The sequence below is a fragment of the Anatilimnocola aquadivae genome (assembly GCF_049819085.1).
In the GTDB taxonomy this organism is placed as follows: domain Bacteria; phylum Planctomycetota; class Planctomycetia; order Pirellulales; family Pirellulaceae; genus Anatilimnocola.
The window spans coordinates 5,455,846-5,480,592 of the sequence record NZ_CP187419.1; the positions used below are offsets into that span (position 1 = coordinate 5,455,846).

Annotated in this window: 23 protein-coding genes; 9 read left to right on the forward strand and 14 right to left on the reverse strand. The window is 57.9% G+C overall.

Going from position 1 to position 24,747, the window contains the following annotated elements; genetic code table 11:
• The first annotated feature begins 6 nt into the window (after positions 1 to 6).
• Positions 7 to 393, forward strand: a complete 387-nt coding sequence (gene rplS, locus NA78x_RS21455; protein WP_425614427.1) for a 50S ribosomal protein L19 — start codon at positions 7 to 9, stop codon at positions 391 to 393.
• A gap of 66 nt (positions 394 to 459) precedes the next feature.
• Positions 460 to 882, forward strand: a complete 423-nt coding sequence (locus NA78x_RS21460; protein ID WP_425614428.1) for a YraN family protein — start codon at positions 460 to 462, stop codon at positions 880 to 882.
• A gap of 63 nt (positions 883 to 945) precedes the next feature.
• Here the strand turns inward: NA78x_RS21460 and NA78x_RS21465 are convergent, their stop codons facing one another.
• On the reverse strand, positions 946 to 2,763 hold the full coding sequence (locus NA78x_RS21465) for a rhamnogalacturonan lyase (protein ID WP_425614429.1): 1,818 nt from the start codon (positions 2,761 to 2,763) through the stop codon (positions 946 to 948).
• A gap of 109 nt (positions 2,764 to 2,872) precedes the next feature.
• On the opposite strand from NA78x_RS21465, the gene NA78x_RS21470 reads away from it, so the two are divergent.
• Positions 2,873 to 3,427 carry a hypothetical protein gene (locus NA78x_RS21470; RefSeq protein WP_425614430.1) on the forward strand — a complete coding sequence of 185 codons (555 nt, stop codon included), beginning with the start codon at positions 2,873 to 2,875 and terminating at the stop codon, positions 3,425 to 3,427.
• Between the two features lie 106 nt (positions 3,428 to 3,533).
• Positions 3,534 to 4,973 (forward strand): sulfatase, encoded by a 1,440-nt coding sequence (locus tag NA78x_RS21475; protein WP_425614431.1) that lies wholly within the window; start codon positions 3,534 to 3,536, stop codon positions 4,971 to 4,973.
• Between the two features lie 16 nt (positions 4,974 to 4,989).
• Here the strand turns inward: NA78x_RS21475 and NA78x_RS21480 are convergent, their stop codons facing one another.
• The 4 genes from NA78x_RS21480 to NA78x_RS21495 form a co-directional block, all read right to left on the reverse strand.
• Positions 4,990 to 5,331, reverse strand: a complete 342-nt coding sequence (locus NA78x_RS21480; protein ID WP_425614432.1) for a hypothetical protein — start codon at positions 5,329 to 5,331, stop codon at positions 4,990 to 4,992.
• Positions 5,332 to 5,424: 93 nt separating this feature from the next.
• Entirely contained in the window at positions 5,425 to 6,537 is a 1,113-nt protein-coding gene (locus NA78x_RS21485) for an ABC transporter permease (RefSeq protein ID WP_425614433.1), read from the reverse strand.
• A gap of 77 nt (positions 6,538 to 6,614) precedes the next feature.
• Complete coding sequence (locus NA78x_RS21490; protein WP_425614434.1) at positions 6,615 to 7,562, reverse strand: ABC transporter ATP-binding protein; 948 nt, start codon at positions 7,560 to 7,562, stop codon at positions 6,615 to 6,617.
• Between the two features lie 58 nt (positions 7,563 to 7,620).
• Positions 7,621 to 8,787 carry an HlyD family secretion protein gene (locus NA78x_RS21495; RefSeq protein ID WP_425614435.1) on the reverse strand — a complete coding sequence of 389 codons (1,167 nt, stop codon included), beginning with the start codon at positions 8,785 to 8,787 and terminating at the stop codon, positions 7,621 to 7,623.
• A 199-nt stretch (positions 8,788 to 8,986) separates the two neighbouring features.
• Here NA78x_RS21495 and NA78x_RS21500 point away from each other — a divergent pair, with 199 nt between their 5' ends.
• Entirely contained in the window at positions 8,987 to 9,589 is a 603-nt protein-coding gene (locus tag NA78x_RS21500; protein WP_425614436.1) for an RNA polymerase sigma factor, read from the forward strand.
• A gap of 1 nt (position 9,590) precedes the next feature.
• Positions 9,591 to 11,351 carry a serine/threonine-protein kinase gene (locus tag NA78x_RS21505; RefSeq protein WP_425614437.1) on the forward strand — a complete coding sequence of 587 codons (1,761 nt, stop codon included), beginning with the start codon at positions 9,591 to 9,593 and terminating at the stop codon, positions 11,349 to 11,351.
• 1,221 nt (positions 11,352 to 12,572) lie between these two features.
• On the opposite strand, the gene NA78x_RS21510 is transcribed toward NA78x_RS21505, so the two are convergent.
• The 6 genes from NA78x_RS21510 to NA78x_RS21535 all read right to left on the reverse strand — a co-directional run bounded on the left by NA78x_RS21510 (position 12,573) and on the right by NA78x_RS21535 (position 16,643).
• Positions 12,573 to 12,755 (reverse strand): hypothetical protein, encoded by a 183-nt coding sequence (locus NA78x_RS21510; protein WP_425614438.1) that lies wholly within the window; start codon positions 12,753 to 12,755, stop codon positions 12,573 to 12,575.
• A gap of 231 nt (positions 12,756 to 12,986) precedes the next feature.
• Complete coding sequence (locus NA78x_RS21515; protein WP_425613880.1) at positions 12,987 to 14,231, reverse strand: IS256 family transposase; 1,245 nt, start codon at positions 14,229 to 14,231, stop codon at positions 12,987 to 12,989.
• Between the two features lie 95 nt (positions 14,232 to 14,326).
• Positions 14,327 to 14,554, reverse strand: coding sequence for a transposase (locus NA78x_RS21520; protein ID WP_425614439.1), 228 nt, complete (start codon positions 14,552 to 14,554; stop codon positions 14,327 to 14,329).
• 368 nt (positions 14,555 to 14,922) lie between these two features.
• Positions 14,923 to 15,984 carry a WD40 repeat domain-containing protein gene (locus tag NA78x_RS21525; protein WP_425614440.1) on the reverse strand — a complete coding sequence of 354 codons (1,062 nt, stop codon included), beginning with the start codon at positions 15,982 to 15,984 and terminating at the stop codon, positions 14,923 to 14,925.
• 27 nt (positions 15,985 to 16,011) lie between these two features.
• On the reverse strand, positions 16,012 to 16,374 hold the full coding sequence (locus NA78x_RS21530; protein ID WP_425614441.1) for a 2Fe-2S iron-sulfur cluster-binding protein: 363 nt from the start codon (positions 16,372 to 16,374) through the stop codon (positions 16,012 to 16,014).
• A 95-nt stretch (positions 16,375 to 16,469) separates the two neighbouring features.
• Positions 16,470 to 16,643 carry a hypothetical protein gene (locus NA78x_RS21535; RefSeq protein ID WP_425614442.1) on the reverse strand — a complete coding sequence of 58 codons (174 nt, stop codon included), beginning with the start codon at positions 16,641 to 16,643 and terminating at the stop codon, positions 16,470 to 16,472.
• 196 nt (positions 16,644 to 16,839) lie between these two features.
• Between NA78x_RS21535 and NA78x_RS21540 the strand changes: the two genes are divergently transcribed.
• On the forward strand, positions 16,840 to 18,024 hold the full coding sequence (locus tag NA78x_RS21540) for a hypothetical protein (RefSeq protein ID WP_425614443.1): 1,185 nt from the start codon (positions 16,840 to 16,842) through the stop codon (positions 18,022 to 18,024).
• Positions 18,025 to 18,039: 15 nt separating this feature from the next.
• Here NA78x_RS21540 and NA78x_RS21545 read toward each other — a convergent pair whose 3' ends face one another.
• From NA78x_RS21545 to NA78x_RS21555, 3 genes are all read right to left on the reverse strand, one after another.
• Positions 18,040 to 19,518, reverse strand: a complete 1,479-nt coding sequence (locus tag NA78x_RS21545) for a sulfatase (protein ID WP_425614444.1) — start codon at positions 19,516 to 19,518, stop codon at positions 18,040 to 18,042.
• A gap of 26 nt (positions 19,519 to 19,544) precedes the next feature.
• On the reverse strand, positions 19,545 to 20,486 hold the full coding sequence (locus NA78x_RS21550; RefSeq protein WP_425614445.1) for a 2-hydroxyacid dehydrogenase: 942 nt from the start codon (positions 20,484 to 20,486) through the stop codon (positions 19,545 to 19,547).
• A gap of 184 nt (positions 20,487 to 20,670) precedes the next feature.
• Positions 20,671 to 22,227, reverse strand: coding sequence for a PDZ domain-containing protein (locus NA78x_RS21555; RefSeq protein ID WP_425614446.1), 1,557 nt, complete (start codon positions 22,225 to 22,227; stop codon positions 20,671 to 20,673).
• A 741-nt stretch (positions 22,228 to 22,968) separates the two neighbouring features.
• Here NA78x_RS21555 and NA78x_RS21560 point away from each other — a divergent pair.
• Together NA78x_RS21560 and NA78x_RS21565 are read left to right on the forward strand one after the other, a co-directional pair.
• Positions 22,969 to 23,796 carry an HAD-IIA family hydrolase gene (locus NA78x_RS21560; RefSeq protein WP_425614447.1) on the forward strand — a complete coding sequence of 276 codons (828 nt, stop codon included), beginning with the start codon at positions 22,969 to 22,971 and terminating at the stop codon, positions 23,794 to 23,796.
• Positions 23,797 to 24,098: 302 nt separating this feature from the next.
• The gene (locus tag NA78x_RS21565; RefSeq protein WP_425614448.1) at positions 24,099 to 24,680 is read left to right on the forward strand and encodes a hypothetical protein; all 582 of its coding nucleotides are present in this window, start codon (positions 24,099 to 24,101) and stop codon (positions 24,678 to 24,680) included.
• Positions 24,681 to 24,747: the final 67 nt, after the last annotated feature.

Consider the following 24,747-nt stretch of genomic DNA (forward strand, 5'->3'; position numbering starts at 1 on the left):
AAGAAGATGAGCCAACAACTTTTAAACGAAGTCGAAAAACCGTACTTGAAAGAAAAGCCTCCGGTGTTCGCTGTCGGCGACACTGTCGATGTACACATGCGGATTCTCGAAGAAATCGACGCCAAGACCAAGAAGCCAAAGTACCGCACGCAGATCTTCTCGGGCACCGTCATTGCCAAGAGTGGCAGCGGCAGCCGCGAGATGTTCACCGTCCGCCGCATCGTCTCGGGTGAAGGTGTGGAACGCAAGTTCCCCCTGCACGCTCCCGACATGCAAAAGGTCGACGTGAAGCGCTCCGGCGTCACTCGCCGCGCAAAGCTCTATTACCTGCGCGATCGCGTGGGCAAGGGCGTCAAGCTGCGTGAAAAGAAGGTCGCCAAGTCGGAAGCATAGTTGCTTCAGACGACTACCTTTTAGGGCTGAACCGATCTGCGCTCCAGCCCACGGCAGGTGCTGCTCATGCGCATCTGGAATTGGCTCACCTCTTTACTGGCCACGTGGCGGACGAAACTGTTCCCGCCACGCTCGCTCGGCCAACGTGGCGAACTCTTGGCCGCGCGCTATCTGCGGCGCAAGGGCTATATCATCATCGCCCATAGCCATCGCGATCACTTTGGCGAAATCGATCTCGTCGCCGTTGATGGCCGCACGGTCGTCTTTGTCGAAGTGAAAACCCGCACCACGCAAGACTCGGGACATCCGGCAGATGCGGTGGATCTCGAGAAGCAACGCCGACTCACTCGCGCGGCGAAGGCCTATCGCAAGCGGCACGACCTGCACGAAGTTTCGATGCGGTTCGACGTGATCGCCATCACTTGGCCGGCTGACAATCGCCAGCCTGTGATCGAGCATTTTGTGAACGCGTTTGAAGCGACGGATTGAGGTTGAGCGTAGTCGCAGTGGTGGGCAAGGCGAAGATCCTCTCGGCGGAGCGAGAGGACTACCTTAGGGCTTCAACTTTTCCGCGAGTGAAAAACTCGGGTGTGGAGGTTGGTTGTACCCCACGTTTTGCCAGGCGATGGCGGCGCGATATTGTGAGTCGTGCATCAGCGTGGTGTGACGAAATTTCGTGGGAACGTTGGTAGTGTAAATGCGCAGTTCGCGGCCATCGGTGGTGGGCCAAATCACCTCTTCGCGCCAGTCCCCGAACAAATCGGCTACAAGGGACGGGTTCGACTTCGAGCCGTTCACCGAAGTGCAACCCGCGGCGTTCAACAGGCGGCTCTCGTCGCCGCGCTCCCAGTTCCATTTGTTTACGGTGTTACGGTCGAGCAGTTCCCGCTGAGGATCGCCGTCCCACCAGATGCCAAAGTTGCACGAGCGGGGCCGACGTTCGGAAATCGCTTCTCCCTTAGCGTTCCACAGGCCTTTCAACCCTTCGCCAATCGCCCAGCATTCGCTGCCAGGATGCCTTGGATCGATATCGAGGGCGATTCCGCGCGGCACATCAGTCGCGGGCTTGCTCCACAAAATCTCGCCGGTCTGGGCATCGCGAAACGAAACTCCGTGCTGCGTCTTCGGCCGCTCATGAATGTTGAACACCTCGAGCCCGGGACGAGTGGGATCTAGATCGCTGACGTGTAGGGCATCGCCGTGACCAAGGCCGTTCGAGTAGAGACCTTTGCCATTGTCGTCGATTGTACAAGCGCCATAGACGACCTCGTCGCGGCCATCACCATCGACATCGGCCACGCTCAAGGAGTGATCTCCCTGCCCGCGATAGGTCCGCTTGGCTCGTCGCTCATCCGCATCGCCGGCGTCAGTATCAAAGGTCCAGCGCTCGGTTAGCTTGCCATCGCGCCAGTCCCAGGCGACGATTGCCGCCCGCGTGTAATAGCCGCGGCACATCACCAGGCTGGGACGCTGGCCATCGAGATAGGCGACGCCGGCAAGAAAACGATCGACACGATTGCCATAGTCGTCTCCCCAGGCGGCAACGTCACCTCGGCCGGGCAGATAGTCGGTAGTGGCGAGAGCCGCGCCGGTCAGGCCGTCGAAGATGGTGAGAAACTCCGGTCCTTGCAGGATGTAACCTTTGTCGTTGCGATGATCGGCCTGGGCATTGCCAATTACCGTTCCCTTGCCATCCACGGTTCCATCGGCCGTTTTGCAAGCAACTTCGGCGCGGCTGTCGCCATCCAGGTCGAACACCATGAACTGCGTGTAGTGGGCTCCTTCGCGAATGTTGCGGCCCAGGTTGATCCGCCAGAGCAATTTGCCGGCAAGCGTGTAGGCTTCGAGGATTGGCGGATCGGTTTCGCCCGCCTGCGAATTATCGCGCGAGCGGGCAACTTGATGCAGCACGATCTCGTACTGGCCATCGCCGTCGAGGTCACCAACCGACGCGTCGTTCGGTCGATAGCCGGCCGGTGTTTGCAGCGGAATGGACAAGTAGTTTCGCGGTGAAGATTTCGCTGCCAACTCTAAAGGCTTGCTGGCAGGTTGTTCGCCGGTATCTAGAATGGGCACGATGCGGTAAGCCAGTTGGCTGGCATGATCGGCCGCGCGATCGATAAACCAAGTCACGTCGCTTAGCGGCTGGTCAGTAAGACGCTGGAATTTCTCATCGCCGGTTTGCTTCTCCACATGAAACGTCACGCTGGCACGATCGCTACTCAATAATCGCCAGCTGAGGAATACGCTGTCGTCTGCCTGACGAATGGCGACCAGCCCCCGATCAAGTTGTTCCTGCTGTCGCTGCGCGAGGGCCGTGCTACTCGCTAAGGAGAGGAAGAGAAAAATTAGCAGCAAAATGCGAACCATGGAGAGATCTCAACAGTACGAGGCGACCGACGTGCACTGGCCGTTGCCCTTATAATATACGCACCGCTGCTACGCCGAACTTCGCAGTTGATTCGACCAATCCCTTCGCATGCCAACTACGCCTCACGCCCCAGCACCCCTTGGCCCGCCGCAGTTCGGATTGCGAGCGATGTTGCTGGGAGTCACTTGTGTGGCGGTGCTGCTGGCGCTGTCGCAGTGGTTCTCGCCGATTACCATTGCAGCGCTAGCCTTTCTGCTCCTTACGATTGCGGCTCATATTGCCGGCAATGTGATAGGCACTCGGCTCCGCACGGGCCAAGCAACTGCGGCCAACCATCCCGAGCACTCCCACACGACGCTGCGAGAAGATCACTTCGCGCCGGTCTCCAAGCTGGGGCAGCAGCATTCGCTGGGCTGGCTACCGCTGCTGAGTGCCCTTGGCGGTTTCCTGCTGGGTGCGGCGATCGGCGGCGTGTGGACGGCCATGCTGCTCAACCCTAAGCTCGATGTGTTCACCATCGGCGTTGCTGCGTTCGCGTTTGGAGCGCTCGGCGGCTTCGGGGGTTTTTTGATCGTAGGCTTCATTAAAGCCGGCTGGGATGCGTGGCAAGAAGCGGCGTCGCACACGGCCGTACACCACGAGAACGATCAGCCGAAGGATTAGTTCTCGTTACTTTGCAGCGCCACGGATGATTCTCTTTGGTCCACCTCGCGGGTATCATGCCGCCATCGCGGGCCCGATGTTCCGTCATCCTCTCTGGAGTTCTCTCATGTGGTCGCTGCGCTATTTGTTGCTGGGTGTCATTGCCACGACGCTCTGTTCGGCCGAGGTTGCTTCCGCTCAAAGCAGGCCGAAGAATGTACTCTTCATCGTGGCCGACGATCTGAATTGCGACCTGCAGTGCTACGGCGACCAACGGGTGAAGACGCCGAACATCGACGCGCTGGCTGCGGCAGGGACGCGGTTTGAAAACACATATTGCCAGTATCCGCTCTGCAGCCCCAGCCGTTCTTCGTTCCTAACCGGCCGACGGCCGAACGTCACCAAGGTCCTCACCAATCCGCGGGCTGGTCGCTTCTCGACCGACTACACCCAGTTGTCGCCCCATATTCGCGATGCGATTCCCGAGACGGTGACGATGCCGCAGCTATTTAAGCAGAACGGCTACCAGGTCGCGCGCATCGGCAAGCTGTATCACTACGGCGTGCCCGGGCAGATCGGTACGAGCGGACTCGATGACAAAGATTCGTGGGCCTTCGTTGTAAATCCCGCGGGCCGCGATAAAGCCGAAGAGAACAAGATTTTTACGCTCACACCCGGCAGCTATGGCGGCACGCTCAGTTGGCACTCGAGCGAAGGGACCGACCTGGAACAGACCGATGGGCTCGTAGCAACGGCCGCCGTCAGCCTGCTGGAAGAATACAAGGACAAGCCGTTCTTCCTGGCTGTCGGTTTTTATCGGCCGCACACACCGTATGTTGCTCCGAAAAAATACTTCGATGCCAATCCGGCCAGCGAGATCAAACTGCCGCAACTTTCGGCTGACGACAAATCGCGTACTCCAGTCGCTGCCTTTGCCAGTGCGAAGAAGGAGCAGGAGACCATGGACGACAACTTGCGCCGCGAAGCCATCCAGGCTTATCACGCCTCGATTGCCTACATGGACGCTCAAGTGGGACGCGTCGTCGAGGGGCTGAAGAAGTTGGGCTTGGCCGAGAACACGGTGATCGTCTTCACCAGCGATCACGGTTACCACATGTACGAGCACGGACTGTGGCAAAAGATGAGCCTGTTCGAGAACTCCGCCCGCGTGCCGCTGGTGATTGTCGATCCGCAAGCGGCTGCGAAGGGAAAGAGCTCAGCTGCCTTGTCGGAGCTGGTTGACATCTATCCGACCGTCGCCGATCTGTGTGGCTTGAAGGCCCCCGAATATCTCGACGGCAAGAGCCTGAAGCCGGTCCTCAACGATCCCGCGAAAACCGTGAAGGACGAGGCCTACACGCAGTGCCGTCTGGGCTACAGCGTGCGCACACCTCGCTGGCGATTCACTAGTTGGAACGATGGCAAAGCCGGTGAGCAACTGTACGACATGACCGCCGACCCACGCGAGAGCACCAACTTGGCTGGCAATCCCCAGCACGAGAAACTCGTGGGCGAACTGCGCGAGAAATTGCGCGCGTACGCGAAGAATCATCCGGCGGAAAAGTAGACTGCAGCACCGTCTCCTAGGACGGCGGCACATCATATTGTTTGGTGAGGATGGGTCCTTTCAACTGGCCGTCGATTTTCTGAATGTAGGTATAAGATCCGCCGCCCCGGCCGTGGAGATTTCTGTACCCCATGTGTACGACGTATTGCCCATTTAAGTCATCCTCGCAACCAATCAGGCGGTACGAAGTAGGGTTCCCCGGACCGCCGGCCAGTTCGATGGCTTCCAGAAAATCACGTGGAACCACGCGAATGATGCGCCGATGTTCGCTTTGAATCCGTGTGCGGTCCAGCCACCATCCCAGAACTAACGCGACGATCATTGTCAGCAGAAAAAGTTCTCGCACCGTCAATTTCATGATAGGAATATCCTCGCAAGGGAGCGAGCCGTGACAAGTCGGATCATCTCTGGAGCGTGATTCTTTGTCAAATGCCTCCGTGCAAGATTCCCGCTACAGCCGCTTCTGCATGTTGAGCGAGCCGACGACGAGGGCGGCGATGGCCATCACCCAGAGGACGACGGCGTGCTGCCAAAGCTCTTGCCAGCCGCCACCCCGCAAGATCACACTGCGGGAAGCATCGATCATCCACGTGGTGGGAATCAGTTGCGAAAACCACTGCAGCGGCCAGGGCATCGAGTCGATCGGAAATACGTACCCCGAGAGAAAGATCGAGGGGAGGAAGGTTCCCATCGCCACTTGCCCAGCAGCTTCACGAGTCGCCGCCTTGGTCGAGATCCAGAGGCCAGCGCCCAGGTTCGTCAGTACGAACGGGAACGTAATCATCACCAGCGTGATGAAGTAGCCTTGCACCGGTACGCGAAAGATCACTCGCATCAGCAGGGCGATAAAGCAGAACTCGAAGATCGTGAGGATGATGTACGGGGCCATCTTGCCGAGAATCAGTTCGCTGCGGCGTACGGGAGTCATGTACAACTGCTCGAGCGTGCCGAGTTCTTTCTCGCGCACAATGGCGTTCGCCGAGAGAACGGTCGACATCATCTGGCACATCACCACCATCAAGCCGGGGATGAAGAAGTTCGCCGAGCGCATATCGGGATTGAACAGCAGTCGCGGGCGTGCTTCGACCGGCAGTGGGTCTTCGCCGAGCCGCATCGCCAACGATTCCCGCAATGCAATCGCGTTGCTTACATTCACCGCTTCGCCGGCAATGCTCGATTCGGTGCCGTCGATGAGCACCAGCACCTGGGCCGTTTGCCCCGCTTCCAGTTTGCGCGTATAGTCCTGAGGAATCACAATCCCCACCCGCGCCCTGCCCGCCACAATCATTTGGCTGGCTTCCCGGTCGGTGTAGGCTTTGTGAATGATCTTGAACGAAGAGCTATTTTCGAACTGCTGCAACAGCTGACGGCTTTCTTGCGTGCCGGCGTGATCGACGACCACGGTGCGGACATTCCGCACGTTGGTATCGATGGCATAACCCAGCATGAAGAGTTCCATCACGGGAACAAAGAGCGTGAAGAACAGCGTCTGCGGATCTCGCAAGATATGCAGCATTTCCTTGCGGCCAATCGAGAACGTCCGCAGGAAGGTGTCGCCAGTCATAAACATTTCCGTGCTTCCAAGTAGCCCGACGCGTCAGCGCTGGAGCTAGGCAAGATTGGGTTCACCGACAAAGAAGTTCAACTCGCTTGCGCTAGTTCCAGCGTGCGATTGCGCGCGATGGTCACAAACACATCTTCCAAATTGGCACCGGCATCGATGATCGAAACATTCTGGCCGATCAGATCCTGCAAATCGTCACGCTGATCGACGAGCGCGTGTACCGATTGGCCAAAGATGGTCGCCTCTTTGACAGTCGGCCTCGCCTTCAAACTGTGCAGCAGCGCCGCAATATCGGGGGCCACGATCTCGACTCGCTTGAAGCCAGCGGGAGTTACTTCCGGCAGTTGCTTCAGTTCCGTCGGCAATCCGACCACCAGCAGTTTGGAAAGATGCAAGTAACCGACGCGGCCGCAGCGTTCGGCCTCGTCCATGTAGTGCGTGGTGACGAGCAGCGTGATGCCTTGCGCGGCCAGTTGAAACAGCAAGTCCCACAGTTCGCGACGCGCCACGGGATCGACGCCAGCGGTGGGCTCATCGAGAAACACCAACTGCGGGCGATGCAGCAGTGCGCAGACAAGTGCCAGGCGTTGCTTCCAACCGCCCGAGAGTCGCCCGGCCCAGCGATCCAGATACGGTCCCAGTCCGGTCAGTTCAACCAGTTCCTTTTGCCGCAGCTTGGCGTCGTTTTTGCGCAGGCCGTAGATGCCGCTGTAAAAGTCCATGTTCTCTTGAGTGGTGAGATCGGCGTAGAGCGAGAACTTTTGCGACATGTAGCCGATCGATTGCCGGACGTCGTCGGCCTCTTTGACCACATCGCGGCCCAGCACGGTCGCGCTTCCTTCGGCCAGCGGCAGCAGTCCGCAGAGAGCGCGGATGAGCGTCGTTTTTCCCGAGCCATTCGGTCCTAATAGCCCGAAGACCTCGCCGCCGTACACTTGCAAGTCGACCTGATCGACGGCGGTGAACTTGCCGAACCGCAGCGTGACGCCGCGGACGTCAATGACAGGTGTGGTGGAGATCGACATAGCATTCCTAAAGATCGCGACGCTCTAGCCAAGGGGATTTGAAACAACCAATCAGGGTTCACTTCGCCAACCACACATCTGCCGCCATGCCCGACTTGAAGACCCCTTGAGGATCGGCCACGCGCACCTTCACGGCAAAAACCTGGTGACGTCGTTCGTCGATGGTCTGCACATTGCGCGGCGTGAACTCGCTTTCGGGAGCAATGTAGATCACTTCACCTTCGAAGCGTTTGTCGGGGAACGTGTCGATGGTTACGGCCACTTTCTGGCCGACCTTGATCCGGCCCAGATCGACTTCCGAGACGTAGGCCTTCACCCACAAGTCATCAGCTCGCAGCACGAGAGCGATGGGCCGATTCGGCGCGGCGATGTCGCCTGGACGAACGGCCAGGGTTTGTACGACACACTTTTCGGGAGCATAGACGATGCGTTCGCGACGCATCACGTCGAGTTCGTCGATCTTGGCTCGCAGGTTTTGCACGGTCGCTTTCGCTTCGTCGATTTCTTCCACGCGAGTTCCTGCGTGAAGCAAATCGAGATTGGCTTGCAGCCTGGCTAGTTCAGCAACCGATTCGGCGATCTCTTCTTCACGATAGCCGCTCTCGTACATCCGCAACTTGGCCGCGAGCGAGTTCACTTGACCGTGCAAGCGACCGTACCGGGCAACGGCCGCATCGTACGTTCCACGGCTGGTTGCGGCCTTATCGAGCAGCCCTTTTTCGCGAATCATATCGGTCCGGGCGTTCTCCAGTTCCGCCTTCGCGGCCTCCAGGTCGGCGTTGACCTGTTCGGTCTCTTCCTGACGGAACCCCTTCTTCATGCGCGCGAGGCGAGCTTCGGCTGCTTCTTTGGCGGCCTGCGAAGCAGCGATTTCTTCTTTGCGCGGCCCCTTCTCGAGCCTGGTGAGAATGGCTTCGGCAGCGGCCAGCTGAGCTTGCAGTTGCGCGTGCTGAGAGTCGAGCTCGGGCATTTCTAGTTCAACGACCTTGGCTCCTGCTTCGAGCACATCGCCATCGTCGACAAAGGTCTTGATCACCCGGCCACCGACGCGCGAGCTAAGCCGCACTTCTTGCGACTCGACCGTACCGGGCAGTTTCAGCTCGTTTTGGTGAGGAAAAAACTGATACCACAGGCCGGCAGTGGTGCCGCCCAAGGCTAACAGGACAGTGCCAGCCAAAAATGCTTTCGTAACCATCGTAAGTTTCGCAGTTCGTTTGGTCGTCATGGTGAGGCCTCGGCAGCAGACAGTTGCAGCCAGCGGCAACTCCTAATAAGCTCATTCCGGGTGAACTTTGCGAGCCCTCGCAGAGTCTCCCTACATAGCTGAGCAGTCGCCGCTCCCTTTTCAGACACGGAATCCGCGAAAAGATTCGCGGTTATTCGTAACCCTGGTGCGACACAGGCTTTGCGACAGGCGTTTTCGCATGGATCCCGCGGCAACCGTGGAACTGCAACTGCTGCTCGACCGTTTGCGGGCCGGCGATCAGCAGGCTCGTCGCGAGTTTTTGGAACAGGCCTGCGGCCGCTTGCGACGCCTGGCCGGCAAGATTCTCTCCGGCTCGTTTCCCCAAGTTCAACGTCAGCACGATGTCGACAGTATCGTGCATGAGACCTGGTTCCGTCTGATTCAAGCGATGGAAAAGGCCGATCCGCCCACCGTAGCCGATTTCTTTCGCCTGGCCGCGCATAAAATTCGGCAGGTGCTGCTCGACATCGTCGCCAGCCAGCGACGAAGCGAACATCAGCTAGAAACCTTGGCTCCCGGCAATGATTCGCTCGCCAGCCGAATGGAACCAGCAGACCAATCGCTCGACGGTGCCAAGCTGGCCGTGTGGACCGAGTTTCACAACAAGGTTGGCAAGCTGGCCGAAGCCGAACGGACGATCTTCGAAATGCACTACTACCTGGGACTGCCTCAAGCAGAGATTGCTCGAATTCTGGAACTTCATCCGCGCAAAGTGAGTTATCTTTGGGTGGCCGCCACGGAACAATTGGCTGGCGACCTGACGCAAATCGCGAGGCTCTAACGTGAACCTCCCCCTCGATCACACCATCGCAGCAGACGGCAAAGTGCCCGGCCACGATTCTGCTGCGCAGAGTAGCAGCGACCCCATTCTCAATGCGCTCGTGGCCTGGGAAGAACAGCGTGCGGCCGGGAACGATCTCTCGGCCGAACAACTTTGCCCGGAACAACCGGCTCTGCATGCCGAACTGCGCGAGCGGATCGCCCGGCGACGGCAAATGCTGGCCGCCCTCGATTTGCCCGCTGAAGCACCACCGATCTCCGCAGCGAAGACCGCACCCATTCTGCCCAAGCTCGATGGCTACGAAGTGGAAGGACTCATCGGCCAGGGCGGCATGGGAATCGTTTACAAGGCCCGTCAGCTGGGGCTCAATCGTCCGGTGGCGATCAAGATGATCCTTGCCGGCGCGAATGCCAGTGTGCAGGAACGTGCCCGCTTTCGCAGTGAGGCCGAAGCTGTCGCGCGGCTGGCACATCCCAACATTGCCCAGATTTTTGAGATCGGCGAGCAACAGGGGCGGCCCTATCTGACGTTGGAATATGTCAGCGGCGGCACGCTGGCGCAGCAGCTCGATGGCTTGCCGGTTCCGCCTCGTCGCGCCGCGGAACTGTCGCTCGCCCTTGCGCGCGGGGTTCAGCACGCTCACGACAAGGGAGTCGTGCATCGCGACTTGAAGCCGGGCAACGTGCTCATTCATTCCGACGGTACTCCCAAGATCGCCGACTTCGGACTCGCCAAACATGCCGAGGCCAATCATGCCCACACCATGACCGGCGCAATCATCGGCTCCCCTACGTACATGGCTCCGGAACAGGCAGCGGGCAACTCGGCCGAGATTGGTCCCGCGACCGATATCTACGCCCTGGGAGTCATCCTTTACGAACTGCTCACCGGTAAGCGTCCCTTCAAAGGCGACTCGGTGATTCAAACCATCCAGCAAGTACGCGAGCAAGAGCCACTGCCGCCACGCGTGACCCAACCCAAGATCCCGCGCGACTTGGAAGTAATCTGCCTGAAGTGTCTGGAAAAGAAACCTCATCAGCGGTATGCAACGGCTGCTGCCCTTGCTGCCGACCTGCAAGCCTTCTTACGTGGCGAACCGATCCAAGCGCAATCGCTGACCATTCTCGACCAGGTCGCCCGCTCGATCACCCATCATGGTTTCGATGAACGCATTCGCGGCTTCGCCACGCGGATGCTCTGCTTCAGTCCAGTCCCCATCACCCTGCACTTCATTGCTTACTGGTTTCTCGCCGACAAGCCGTACTACGCCACGGGCATGATTGCGACCACGTCGATCATGATGTTTACGCTCCTGCCGCTGCTGATTGGACTCGGCTATCCGTCGCTCCGGCTCATTCCCACCTGGCAACGCCGGCACTTTCTGACGACCTGGGTGGCACACATTCTTTCGATGGGCGTGATTCTGGCAGTGGTGCTCATCGCGATTCCAAGTGACCAGCCCCAACTCAGGCTGATGATCTACTCGCTCTGGGCCGTGGCGGCAGCGCTCAGTTTTCTGGCTCACGCCGCGGAAGCAGGCATGTACTACATCATTGGCGGTGCCCTGTTCCTCATGGCCGTCCTCTTCGCCTTCACTCCCACTTGGGCACCCTTGGAAGTCGCCGTCCTGATGACCTGCAACATGATGTTCCAGGGCATCTATCTGCGGCGGCAATCTCGCGACCCAGCTGACACCACCGTCGCCAGCGAAAAAGTCGCCGCTGCGACAACGATGATTCCGCCCACCTATCGGTCGCAGTAAACGTGGCGGCAAACCTCCTGGTCTGCCCTTCTCCCTTCCCCTACCGCGATGCTGAACAGTCCTAACTCAACTCTTCGGAGCCTCGCCTTTGATAACTTTTTGTGCGAAAAATCAAAGTTATCGCTTCGCCCTAACCTGTTTTCGATCAAACAGTTGCGACTACATCCTCCCCCAAATCACCCGTTTTCCGATAACCGTTTGATAACCATTCTCGCCCCTGTTCAAACCGCAGCCTGAACAGGCCCTAAACGGGTGATTTACACTTCCTTTCTCTTCTCTTCGTGGCGGCAGACCTCCAGGTCTGACGAACTTCCCTCCAGCGTCGCTCCTCTCTGCTGAACAGTCCCAACTCAACCCTTCGGAGCCTCGCCTTTGATAACCTTTTGTGCGAAAAACCCAAGTTATCGCTTCGCCCTAACCTGTTTTCGATCAAACAGTTGCGACTACATCCGCCCCCAAATCACCCGTTTTCTGATAACCGCTTGATAACCATTCTGTCCCCTGCTCACACCGCGGCCTGAACAGGCCCTAAACGGGTGGTTTAATCCTACTTTCTTCTCCTTGTGGTGGCAGACCTCCAGGCCTCTCGCCTCTGGTCCCTGGTCCCTGGTCCCTGGCCCTCGTCCCTGCTGAACAGTCCCTCTTCAGCTCTACCCAGCACCGCCTTTGATAACTTTTTGCGCGATTAATCGAGATCAACTATTCGCCATAACCTGTTTCCCAATATGCATTTGCGCAACAAAACGAACCCAAATCATCCGTTTTCCGATAACCGTTTGATAACCATTCTCGCCCCTGTTCAAACCTCAACCTGAACAGGCCCTAAACGGGTGGGTGACTATCCCGTTTGCTCCTCGTGGCGGCAGACATCCAGGCCTCTCGCCCCTGGCCCCTGGCCTCTGGCCTCTGGCCTCTGGCCTCTGGCCTCTGGCCCCTGGCCCCTGGCCCCTGGCCCCCACAAACCTTAAAATGTCATTGACATTAAGTCAACACATCGTAACAATAATTCCTTGTGACACCCTTTGACCGACACGACTCCTCTCAGTCGTACCCAGGGCGATCGCCAGGCCGGCATTGTCATTTTGGGGTGCCACTGGCTCTGCCAGTGCCTGATGTGTCGTAGGATTCATCCACTCAGATCACGGCCCAAGTGCCATTTTGCCAGTAGGCGGCAGCAATGATACCGGCCGACTACGTACGGGCTAAATCGGTAGGGAGCTTCTATCCGGTGGACCAGAAGTCGTTGGGCAGCGGCGTGATGCGGGGCAGGAGCGGATCAGCCTCTTGGCCATCACTTTCGTAGTAGCGGGCACTCGACCATCGCCAGTCGCGATTGAGCTTGCAGAGTTCGCGAGTGACAGGATTGCGGTGAGTGTAGTCGATTGACGCCTGAACAGCTGCCACGGTATGTAGATTCCGATCGTACCCTCCACCTTCTTGCCAGAAGCGAAAGCAGGACTTACCCGGTCGTTCTTTGACCGTCAATCGTTTTAATAGTGAGCTGTTGCCTGGAACCAGATCCGAGTGAATCTCGCGGGAGACGGGTTGTTTCACGCGAGCGAGAAAGGAACTGACTTCTTCTTCCGTACGAAAGCCCCAGAGATATTGTCAATAGTTGTGGATGGTGGAATTGAATTAGGCGGCGGCTTGGTCGAGGGGTAGGCCGTCTTGGAAGACGACTCCGCGGATGACATCGGGGAGGAGTTGAGCGCCGTTGAGTAGTCGCCAGCCGCGCGCGGCGCTTTCAGCGAGCTTGAACATCATGGTCAGCGAGGCGATGCGACTGCCGTTGCCTTTGGTGCGACGATGCCGCAGGCGAATGGTGGCGAACGTCGACTCGATTGGGTTCGTAGTTCGCAGGTGCCGCCAATGCTCCGCAGGAAAGTCGTAGAACGTGAGCAGCACGTCGCGGTCCTTGGCCAGGCATTCCGTGGCCTGTGGATATTTGGCTTGATAGTCGGCCACGAAGGCGTCGAACGCTTTGCCGGCCGCTTCGCGCGTGTCGGCCATCCAGATTTGATGCAGCATGTCTTTCGCTTTCGGTTGCTTGTTCTTCGGTAGCTTATCGAGAACATTGGCAGTCTTGTGTACCCAGCAGCGTTGCACTTTCGTGGCGGGAAAGATCTCGGCGAGCGCTTTCCAGAAGCCGAGGGCACCATCGCCAATCGCTAACTTGGGCGCCACGGCCAGGCCGCGGCGCTGCACATCGAGCAGCAGTTCTCGCCACGATTGAGCGCTCTCGCGATGGCCGTCCGTCATGGCGATCAGCTCTTTTTTGCCGTCTTTGGTGGCTCCCATCAGCACCAGAATGCACTGCCGATCCTCTTCCAGACGAATGTTCGTGTGAATGCCATCGGCCCAGACGTAGACGTATTCCTTCCCCGTGAGGGAACGCGCGGACCACTCGCGATACTCCTGTTCCCAAACGCTCTTCAGCCGCGTGACGGTCGTTGCCGAGAGCCCCGGACACTCCGGCCCGACGATCGCCGCGAGCGCGTCGTGGAAGTCGCCCGTGCTGATCCCCTTGAGGTACAGATACGGAATCAACTCCTCAATGCTCTTGGTCTTCCGCAGATACGGCGGCAGCAGCTTCGAGTGAAATCGTTCGCCGTCGCCAGCCTCGCGCCGATCATGCACGCGTGGCTGCTCGATGGCCACTTCGCCCACCCCCGTGACGATCTTCCGCTCCGGCAAGTGCCCATTCCGAACGACCTGACGACGGCCCCGCTCATCAGTCACGTGTGCGTGCTGGTCGATCCATTCCGCAACCTCGGCTTCAATGGCCTGCGCGAGCATCTGCTGTGCTCCTTGCCGAAGAATCTCGTGCAGCGATTCCCGAGACCCTGGCAACGCAATCGTCGATCCGTTAACTTCCTGCATGGTGGTGTGCTCCTTGGTGAAAAAGGTTCTTTTGCAAAACACTTTCTCGCCAAGCACACCGCCTCTTTCAATCACTCAACGTCCACGACTTTCGGTTATATCTCAAAGCCCCACGTCAGCAAATGCACATGCTCGGGCATGAACACAAAGGCCGCGAGGAAGCAACCAATCTCTTCGCAGGCAGCATCAATAGCCCGAGCCAGCTTCACTCGCCATGCGTTGTTCGTGAGGAGCTGCATTCTTCGATAACAAGAGAAGGTGAGCTCGTGAACGTCTCCTGGTTCGTGATATCGCTGCAACCGTTTGCGGTGAGGTTCGGTCATCGTCAACTCGAATCAACGAATCATTGGCAGTGTCACCCTCTGGTAAAATAGCCCTTGAACCGACCTGAAACTAGCCAAATCAATCGGCATTTCAGAGCACTGGCAAAAGCCAGTGGCACCCGGCGCACTTCGTCGAGAACATCTGGTACAAGGGAGCGTGGGGCAGCGAGTTCGTTTTTGCGTTGCTAAAGCGAGAGTGGCAGAGATCTTCGCCGGGCGCGCTGCTACGCTTTGCACCGTAGTCATCTTGCTCCGCAAGATGATGCTTTGCCGCTTCGCGGTGCATTCATCTCGACGGAGCGAGATGACTACTCGGAGGAAAACCGAGATCTCAACATTGCCACCCCAGCCGAGGAATCGTGTCGATACTAGTTGCCCTTCAGGGAGCTGAGTCGCCACAAACGCACAGTCGTATCCTTTGGGATAATCTTCTCTCGAAGTGCCCGAAATCCCGGAACCATTCCATAACCAGCAGTCGCCAGGATAGAATCGTCCGGTGAAAAGCACACGGCATGCACTGCACTGCCGTTTTTCATTGCCTTAAACGACGCTAATTGCTTCTGAGTCACTGAATCCCAAATCGCTACGGTGCCATCACTATGGCCAGTTGCAAACCACGCTCCATCATGTGACGTAGTAACTGCGCAGGCGCGATTCTTCCTGTCATCGTTGAGTATTCCAGCCTTTTCAAACTCTGGAAACTGATACAGTCCTGAGCTGCATAGCGCAATCTTCCCGTCCGTTCCAAACGCGAGTCCACTGCGCGCTTCTGAAAACCAGTTATTAAGTTGGCCCTGCCGGTCGACTACTTCGCCATTCATGGCAATCTGCGTTCCGTCTTTCAAATTCCACGCTCGATAGGTCCCGTCCGCAGCCTGCGACAAGAGACTCGACTCGCTGGGGTGGATCTTCAAGCTCAAAACCGGCCCCCGATGCCCCTGCAAAACAAAGGTTTGCTGCCAGTCCGGGTCTCGTTTCCACACCTCAATGTCATACGCTGACGGTCGCTCCGCCGCGGCCGAGGGTTTCACACAAAATGAGGCGACAGCGATCGTTGCGGATGGCGAAATGTCTGCGACAACTCGACTCGAAGTTCGCGAGACAATGCGCTCCGAGCTTTTGCTACGTCGATCCCAAAAAATCAATCCCTCACTCGTGTCAGCAATAAACACACGGTTATCGTCCAAAAAATGCGCGCGATAAGTATTAAATCCCCGAAACGCCAACTCCTTCCCGTCACGGATTGACCACAGACGCATTCCGTCTGCTCCACCAGACACAATCACTTCCGATTTGGGATCGAAGGAGAGGTCATCCACTGAGGACGTATGACCATTGAATTCTCTGTAAAACACAACGCGTTCGTCACCAAGTGCAGCGGCCACGCAGCAATACAACAAGGTAATGGTAGCTAAGCTAAAAAGTCGCACGTCGTCACTCCCGAAAGCACCACAGGCTTAGGTCGTCTTGGCAATCCACTCGGGGGGAGGCTGAATGGTTTCGGCGGGGAGGCCGCCGGAGTCTTTGCGGCCGCTGCCGGCGAAGCGACTGATGGCCCGCACGGCCATGTCTTGATCGCAGTCGAGTTGGCAACTGAGGCGAACGCCACTTAGGCCCTTGGCTGTTAGTACGTTCTGTTCGGCAGCCGTGATTTTGCTCGGCTCACCGCTGATGAACTCGACTTTGCAGGTGGTGCAACGGGCATTGCCGCCGCAGGCGTGCAACTGGTCGATGCCCGCGTCCTGTGTGAGTGCCAGGACTAATCGTTTGCCCTGAGGGACTTCAAATTCGCCAACGCCTTCGACGGTCAACTTGGGCATGTTCAATCCTTTGCTCAGCTGGAGTGTAATCTGGCTGCGACATTATTCTCCGCCAGCTGACTTCGGGCAATGACGTTGACAGCGGCCAAACGGGCTCATTCGGGAATTGGATCGGCTCGCTTGATGACTTTTCCTTCCCAGATGGCTTCGTCCGTCGCTTTGTCGTAGGTGAGCACGCGGAATCGCGGTGACAGCCGGCGTTTGATCGCAAATACGCACGGATCCTTGCAATCGTAGCTTGTATATGTATGATCATTATTACAAGCCAAGCCTTCGGGCACCCTCAACCTGCGCGTCGCCGGTTCGAATCCGGTCGAGTCCACTTTGATTGATGGGCTCGTACCTCAGTGGGAGAGCGGCAGATTGATTCGAGCTTTGAGCCATCCATCTCCTGGATGGCTCTAAGCATTTCTTGATCGCAACTAGATAAATACAATGCAGCAAAGTAGGGCGGAGAGGACCGTTATGGACCCTGTTGTCTATGTAGAGCTTGAGCTATCTGAAGTCATTCCGCTTGATGGATTTTCGGCGTTCACAGATTTACTTTCAACGCCACATCAATTTCGATCACATGTTGCGCTGTGCTTTTGCGCTGAAGGCATGACGAAGGCAGAAGACGTAGCAGGTATCTTCAATGAGGTGCAGCCCTTAAATGACGAATGGACCCTAGAAATAGCTGTCGAGTTACCTGATCTACTGCCTTGTATCGACGGAAAAAGTGAGGCGACGGTCGATGCCGCCGATGCAAAAGGAATGCTGCACAGAGTCTGTCTCTCCAATCGAATATCTCGATTTCATTTTGTCTCCAACAATGAACCTTATCACGCGATAGTGCCGCGCACGCGGCAATGGCACGGCAAAATTAGGGTCGGCAAGAATGAAGAGCAAATGGAGGTTGCTTCGGAAGAGCAATTGAAGACAGTCGCTGCAATGCGATTCACAATTCGCGGTAATTCGACCGAGCACGCACTTGAATCATCGATCAGCTCTTGCTTGCAGACGATGTTTGAATGTATTAATTCTCTTATTCTTGCAGTGCGGACTTGTCGTGTCGCTTTCTCGCCAATTTCGCGAACAATTTCATGGGGAACGACCCCATCTGCATACATATTGATTTCCGGCAATGGACCACCAAGTGGAGCGATCCTCGCCCTAAATGGCGCAAGAATATCTCGGAATAACCCCATGTTAGATGCTTCCCAAAGCGATCGGTTTCGCCAGATCGCAAATGGCTCGACTCAAGTGTCTGACATTGATCGATTGATCGGAGAAGCTTATAGCAGTTGGGAATATGGTGAATACGAATTCGCCTTTCTCCAAGTTGTGATCGCCGCCGAAATGGCGACGGCTCGCGCGGTACGGGCTGAGTGCATTCAACGAGGTGTTAGCAAAACCAAGCTGGATCACAATCGAAAGGAGATGACTTATTCTTGGGCACTAAATATCGGTCTACCTCTTTGCATCTCCCACGGGGCTCTTCCTGAAAAACGCTTGATCGACGCTATGAACGCGGCACGAAGCAAGAGAAATGACCTAATGCACGAAGGAATCTTTCAACTCACTCGGGAAGCCCTCGGCCAGTTAATTTCCGACACAAAAGAATTCGTCGCTGCGCTGCCATCAATTAATGACGCCGCGAAGCCAATGTAGGCGTGCCAAACGGGCTCATTCGGGAATCGGATCGGCCCGCTTAACGACTTTTCCTTCCCAGATGGCTTCGTCCGTCGCTTTGTCGTAGGTGAGCACGCGACTGGCACTGCGCGGGGCAGGTGGCACATCGATCTTCGGGAGCCAACGACGGTGCTCGGCAATGATTTTTTCGTGCCCTTTGTTCGCAACCAGATTTGTCCATTCGTGCGGATCGTTCTGCAGGTCGTACAACTCTTCACTGCCATCGGCGTAGCGAATGTAGCGCCACCGCTCGCTGCGAATGCCATGGTTCCCCTGATTGTGCGACGTGATCGCCGGCCGCTCGCGCTTGGTCGCGGCATCTTTCAACTGAGGCAGCAGACTGAGGCCTTCCAGATCGGTCCTTTGTGGCAAATGGCACAGGTCGACAAGCGTGGGATAGATGTCGAGCAGTTCCGCGGGCTGGGTGCAGCGACCACCGGCCTTCACGCCAGGGCCAGCAAACAGCAGCGGCACCTTGGTGCCGCGATCCCAGAGCGTGTTCTTGCCGGTGATTCCTTTTTCGCCCAGATGCCAGCCATGATCGCCCCAGAGCACGATGATGGTGTTCTCGGCCAGGCCTGCTTCTTCGAGGGCGGCTGTAATGCGCCCGACCTGGGCATCGACAAAACTGGTGCTGGCCAGATACGAGCGAACGAGGTTCCGCCATTGGTTGTTTTCTTGCACCCACTTCAAGCGTGGTTCCGGCAAATGCCAATGCAAGTACCACGAGAACCGCGGCGTATCGGCGCGATCGTCGGCCTTGATCAGCGGCAACACACTGTCGTCGTCGGGATAGAGATCGAACCACTTTTGCGTGGCGTAGCAAGGCACGTGCGGCAGAAAGAAACCGGCGGCCAGAAAGAACGGTTCGTCCTTGGGCGCTGCTTTAATCTGCTCGACGGCCCAACTGGCAACCTGATAATCGCCTTTGTCTTCATCGCGATGAGGAAACACGCCCCAATCCATGAGCGGATTGTTGCCCATCGGCGTCGGGCCGATCAGCTTCTTCTCGGGCTTGATGCCGATGCCGCCGTTGGGCCCCCAGACATCAAACTCCTTCATTCGCTGCTGCGGTCCACCCGCGCCGCCGTGATAGATCTTGCCTGCTGTCAGTGTGCGATAGCCGCTCGCCTTGAAGTGTTGCGGCAAGGCCACGCGCGCTTGCCAGTCGTCGAGCGTGCGGAACCAAGGAGACAGGCCGTAGATTCCCGTCGTGGTCGGTCGCAGTCCCAGCATCAAGCTGGTTCGCGAGGGATTGCAGAGCGGAGCCTGGCAGTGGGCGTTCAAAAAGGCCGTGCCGCGGTCCGCCAACCGATCGATGTGAGGCGTCTTGGCCAGCTTGTGTCCGCCGAAGGCACCGACCCAATCGTTTTGATCGTCGATTGCGATGAAGACCACGTTCGGCCGTTTGACATCGGCAGCGAATGCCGCAGCGTGAACGGACAGTAGCGCGAAGAGGGCAAGTCGGTTCATGATGAATTCTTTGCGGGAGGGAGAGGCTATTTCACTTGATGCAACAGAGGCTGGCCCTGGATGCCACGCAGCAGATTCTCGACCGAGATTTCGGCCATCTGTCGCCGAGTTTGTTCGGTGGCACTGCCCAGGTGCGGCGCAATCGTCACGTTGTCGAGTTGGAGGAGCGGGTGATTGCGGGGCAAGGGTTCCGGGTCGGTGACATCGAGTCCGGCGGCATAGATTTGCCGGGAGGCCAGCGCCGCCGTGAGTGCATCCGTATCGACGACCGGCCCACGGGCAATATTCACGAGGATGGCCGTCGATTTCATTTTCGCGAGGGCAGCCTCATTGATGAGACCGCGCGTTTCCTCACTGAGGGGGCAGCAAAGCATGACGTAGTCGGCTTGCCGCAGCAGTTCGTCGCACGAGACATAGCGAGCTTGCAGCTCTTGCTCGACGGCTGCGTTCGGTCGCCGGTTGTAATAGAGCACGGGCATGTCGAAAGCGCGAGCCCGCTTGGCAACTTGCCGCCCGATACGTCCCATGCCGATGATGCCGAGCGTGCGGCCATGCACTTCCTGCCCGAGCATGTAGCCCGGGTCGTAGCGGGTGAATTCGCCGCAGCGCGCGTAACGATCACCTTCCACTAAGCGGCGAGCCGTCGCTAACAGCAGCGCAAAGCCCATGTCGGCTGTCGCACCGTCCAAGATGCCCGGCGTGTTGCCCACGGGAATACCTCGCGCGGCCGCATCAGGCAGGCAGATATGATCGACTCCCACGCCGTAATTGCTGATTACTTTCAATCCCGGCAAACGATCGAGCAATGCGCCATCGACCTGCGGATGACCATACGTGTAGAGCGCTGCGACAGGCTCGCTCGTTCCTGCCATCGCCACCGACCAGGGCAAAATCTCGACCTTGCCGGCAAGCAAACTTTCGATCACCGGATTCAGCGGAGTATCGGCAACGACACGAGCGAGTGGCATGAAGTTGCCGTTTCTTTACGTAACTCCACCGGCCGCGGTGCGTGGTGACCCGCGCAGGCACAGGGAGAGGATTGAGGTGAGAGGCAGCACAACAAACGTGATGCTTAAGATAGCCGCTCACTCGCGCCAGCAACAATCCGACGCAAGACAAATCACGTCACCCGCAACGCCTGCTGCTTCAGGTTTATTCACCCGCGCGGGGCTTCAGCACCACATCGACCGATTTGTCTTCACCGTCGCGGCGGTACTTCACACTTAGCTTATCGCCGGGCTGGTGGGGATAGACGGCGATGGTTAGGTCGCTGAAGTCGCGGATTTTTTCGCCTTCGACTTCGATGATCTCGTCGCCCTCTTTCAGGCCAGCTTCCTGTGCACCCGAACGGAAGAAGACCGAGGTCAGAATGCACGGTCCTTCGAGCCCCGCATTGATGCCCAGCATGGCGCTGCTGCGGCAAACGAGCGACAAGCTGGGACGTTGCTTGCGCAGCTCTCGCAAGGCCGCTGAAGTGAACGGTGTGCCGCGCACATTGAGCGTGGTGAGTTTAGGCAAGGCTGCGATGTGCCGCAGCGTTTTGTCAGTCAGCTTTGCGCCGTCGATCGACAGCGTGTACAGCTCGGGGATATCTCGCAGTTCAGCCAGATCGGCATCGGTGCCGTGGAACGAGCGGTTGAGCACCAGTTCGGCGTAGTCTTCGTCTTCGCTGGTGAAGTCCCCGGCAAAGACAGCGGGGCCAATCATGCCGCCACCGATCATGATCGGCGCTTCGATATCGAGGATGATTTCATCCGCCACAACTTCAACGATTGGCGCTGCCGCTTCGACGTCTTTCGGTACTTCAAATTTCGGCAAGTCTTCCGGAGCGGTGATATCGGCGGGCAACTTGTCGGCTGGCGGAGCGGGCGGCGCGATGGGCAGCGGTTCCTCGAGTTTGGGAGCGGCAGGAGGCACATCACCGGGGATTGGATTGATTTCGGGAGCCAGCTCAATCGCGCGGACGTCCAGCGGGCGAACTTCCAACGGGACCGCATCGGCAGCCGGTTCGGCCGGTTCTTTGACAGGTGGGGCCAGAATGCGCGCGATCGCGCCAATCAGGCCGCGCGGAGCGGGCGGAACTGCGTCAGCATCGCCGACTGGAATCACATCCAGAGGTGCGGCTTCCAGGTGAAGTGGCTCCAGAGCGACCGCAGGAATCACATCAGCCACGGCGACATCAAGGGCCGCCGGAGGGGGGGAACTCTCAAACGGCTGGTCTTGCCAATGCCCCGAGAGTTGTCCACCAAGAGATCGAACTTTGGCAATTGCCCGCGAATGGCGGAAGCTTTGTTGATGCGATTTGATTTCGCGAATGACCTGGCCGAGCACTGGTCGTTTGACGCTCAGCTTGCCAAGTGCGCCGGCAACATGGTTGACGGTTTCTTCGTCGCCGGCAACTGCGATTCGCTGCAGCGCGATGCTCGCACGCCAGGCCACTTCGGCACTTTCACTCAGCACAGCAGGGGCCAGATGTTCGATGGCGGCGGGGCCAGCAGCGATCAACCGATTGCTGGCCGCTTCGCGTGCTTCATAAGACTCAGCATCGAGCTCGCGGACCCAGCGCGACATATCAGCGGGCGAGACGGCTGTGGCGACGGGAATTTCCTCAGCCCGGACGAGCGCGGAACTGCTAGCAATCACTAGAGTTGGGACAAGGGCTACGGCCCAAGCCGCGTTTAACCAACGCCGCACCAAAGTACGTCGCATGACACTATTCCCCGCGCCGAAATTCCCCCGCCTGCCCTACCGACGATTCTACGCCGTTCGTGCCGGAAATGTCGAGCTTGATATTGAAAGAGTTTTCCCTGAATCGCCAAGTTTTTTCGCAAAAGGCACTGAATAAGCCGACTGCAACACTTGGCGCTCATTCGCCAAGCCGCCTGCCAACCACTTGGCAAACAGGGTAAGCCTGCGAATGCAAGTAACATTCCGTTTGCACACATTTTGCCACATGCGCTGGCAAACTTGCCTGAGAGATAGGCAGCGGCCCGAACGCAAAATGCCGCATTCGTGCCGGGCGGAACTTGGCTTTCCGCCTCATTTCGCGGGATTCACCCCTTCGTCACGCGTATTTCAAGAGTCGTTGGCAACTTGCGGCCAGCGATCGGCATAGCGTTTGCGATTCAACTTTCTCAACGGCCGCTCTGAACTACTGCGTCGAACTGGAATTGCAGGCGGCGATGCAGTGCTTCTTCCCCCGGTTCTGAGCGGAACAATTTGATCTTACCCACCGTTTCGCCTGTCAGCTTCCGAGCAACTCGAACGGAGTTGCCTCCCGCGACATGTGCCCTTACGGCACTGTGTGCGGAGATCGGCTGCCGACGGTAATCCACACGCGCTAGTCAGCCTCTGGCTGACGAGTCGGCGGTCGTACGTTTGTGCGACTTGCCAAGCGTTGGGAGGGCGACGGTCTGTTTTCTTCACGTCCTCTCCTTAAGGGAACCTGTCATGGGCCAGTTTGGCTTTTTGATCGACATGGACGGTGTGATTTACAAGGGCAAGCAAGTCGTCGAGGGAGCGAACCGCTTTATTCAAAGACTGCTCGATGAGCAGATCCCCTTCGCATTTTTAACGAACAACAGCCAGCGGACGCGGCGCGATGGCGTCATCAAGCTCGCGCGGATGGGCATTCATGTTGATGAAAGCCATATCTTCACCTGCGCGATGGCGACGGCCCGCTTTCTCGCGGCTCAAAAGCCAGGCGGAACCGCGTTTGTGATTGGCGAAGGTGGATTGCTGCAAGCGTTGCACAAAAATGGCTACGCGATTGTCGATGACGACCCCGACTATGTCGTGGTTGGCGAAGGTCGCATGTTCAACATGGAAACCGTCGAAGCGGCCGTGCGGATGATTCTGCGCGGTTCCAAGTTGATTGCAACCAATCTTGATCCCAACTGCCCGACGGCGCACGGCCTGCGACCCGGCTGTGGAGCCATTGTCGCCATGCTGGAAGCGGCAACCGGCCTCAAGGCGTTTAGCGTTGGTAAACCCAGCCCGGTGATGATGCGCTCGGCTCGCAAAGAGCTGGGGCTCTCGACGGATGGTGTGGTCATGATTGGCGATACGATGGAAACCGACATTCTCGGCGGTGTTTCGATGGGCTATCGCACCGTGCTGGTCCTTACCGGCTCGACCAAGCGCGAGGACCTGATGCGCTATGCTTACCGCCCCGATGTGGTGATCGATTCGATCGGCCAGCTGTGCGACGAGCAAGTCTTTCAGCACGTGATCGAAGGGCTCGCTACCGAACCCGAGCCCTCGGGCGCAGCTGCGTAGCGGAATGACAGCATTTCGCCTGGTAAAGTCTGACGTTTATTCCGGTGCGGCGTGACGGTCGCACCGGTTTTGACGCTGCCTGCAGACCGGGTCGACATTCGGTGAATGCCAAGCCGATGACATCTTGGAGAAAAACCCCCAAGCGCCAGACTCACGCCGTGCCAGCGTCGCACGACTCGAGGACTGGCGACAAGTCATAGGTTCGGATTGAACCACTGTCTGCTGCGTTTGAATTTGTCCAGGCGAATCAGTTGCTAGGCCCTACGGATTGTCGCGGGCCTGCCGTTACGGAGGATGCTGCAATGCGTCAATGGTTCTTAGCCAGCTCGCTGGGTGTGGCTCTGCTTGCCGGCGGCAGCACGTTCTTTGTTGCAGGTGCCTCGGCCGGAGAGCCCCCGACTTTCTGGCAACGAGTGAAGATCGATTTTCACCGCAACAACGCCTGGCCAGAACCCTTTCAGTCTGCGGATCGCGCTGTGACGCGTGAGCCCTTCTGCATCCAGGTCAACAATGGCTGGAAGATGCAGAACACCATCGGCACCTATCTGTTCAACGCCGAAACGCAAGAGCTGAATCGGGCCGGTGAACTGAAGGTGAAGTGGGTGGTTACGCAGGCTCCCATTCATCGCCGCGCGGTGTTTGTGCTCGTCGGCGAGACGCCTGAAGATACTCGGGCTCGCGTCGAATCGGTGCAGAAGTATATTTCGCGCGTCATGCCCGACGGCAACCTGCCGCCTGTGATGCTGACGAACACCGAACCCGAAGGTGGTTCCGGCGAATACTTCGACGCGGTCAACCGCGCCATGATGCAGTCGATTCCCTCACCGCGCTTGCCCACCGATAACAGCGTGTCTGCAGGTAGTGGCGGCAGCGGCGGTAACTAAGCCCGCACTGCACCGCGTTTTCCTCAGCCTGAAGCGTTGGCATGTTTCCGCTTCCGGCTATGAGGCA

Coding starts and splice junctions, on each gene's coding strand:
- NA78x_RS21465 (WP_425614429.1), bottom strand. CDS start 2,763: ATGGTTCGCATTTTGCTGCTAATTTTTCTCTTCCTCTCCTTAGCGAGT.
- NA78x_RS21565 (WP_425614448.1), top strand. CDS start 24,099: ATGCGTCAATGGTTCTTAGCCAGCTCGCTGGGTGTGGCTCTGCTTGCC.
- NA78x_RS21555 (WP_425614446.1), bottom strand. CDS start 22,227: ATGCGACGTACTTTGGTGCGGCGTTGGTTAAACGCGGCTTGGGCCGTA.
- NA78x_RS21550 (WP_425614445.1), bottom strand. CDS start 20,486: ATGCCACTCGCTCGTGTCGTTGCCGATACTCCGCTGAATCCGGTGATC.
- NA78x_RS21480 (WP_425614432.1), bottom strand. CDS start 5,331: ATGAAATTGACGGTGCGAGAACTTTTTCTGCTGACAATGATCGTCGCG.
- NA78x_RS21490 (WP_425614434.1), bottom strand. CDS start 7,562: ATGTCGATCTCCACCACACCTGTCATTGACGTCCGCGGCGTCACGCTG.
- NA78x_RS21545 (WP_425614444.1), bottom strand. CDS start 19,518: ATGAACCGACTTGCCCTCTTCGCGCTACTGTCCGTTCACGCTGCGGCA.
- NA78x_RS21475 (WP_425614431.1), top strand. CDS start 3,534: ATGTGGTCGCTGCGCTATTTGTTGCTGGGTGTCATTGCCACGACGCTC.
- NA78x_RS21530 (WP_425614441.1), bottom strand. CDS start 16,374: ATGCCCAAGTTGACCGTCGAAGGCGTTGGCGAATTTGAAGTCCCTCAG.
- NA78x_RS21540 (WP_425614443.1), top strand. CDS start 16,840: ATGGACCCTGTTGTCTATGTAGAGCTTGAGCTATCTGAAGTCATTCCG.
- NA78x_RS21515 (WP_425613880.1), bottom strand. CDS start 14,231: ATGCAGGAAGTTAACGGATCGACGATTGCGTTGCCAGGGTCTCGGGAA.
- NA78x_RS21520 (WP_425614439.1), bottom strand. CDS start 14,554: ATGACCGAACCTCACCGCAAACGGTTGCAGCGATATCACGAACCAGGA.
- NA78x_RS21470 (WP_425614430.1), top strand. CDS start 2,873: ATGCCAACTACGCCTCACGCCCCAGCACCCCTTGGCCCGCCGCAGTTC.
- rplS (WP_425614427.1), top strand. CDS start 7: ATGAGCCAACAACTTTTAAACGAAGTCGAAAAACCGTACTTGAAAGAA.
- NA78x_RS21460 (WP_425614428.1), top strand. CDS start 460: ATGCGCATCTGGAATTGGCTCACCTCTTTACTGGCCACGTGGCGGACG.
- NA78x_RS21500 (WP_425614436.1), top strand. CDS start 8,987: ATGGATCCCGCGGCAACCGTGGAACTGCAACTGCTGCTCGACCGTTTG.
- NA78x_RS21485 (WP_425614433.1), bottom strand. CDS start 6,537: ATGACTGGCGACACCTTCCTGCGGACGTTCTCGATTGGCCGCAAGGAA.
- NA78x_RS21560 (WP_425614447.1), top strand. CDS start 22,969: ATGGGCCAGTTTGGCTTTTTGATCGACATGGACGGTGTGATTTACAAG.
- NA78x_RS21495 (WP_425614435.1), bottom strand. CDS start 8,787: ATGACGACCAAACGAACTGCGAAACTTACGATGGTTACGAAAGCATTT.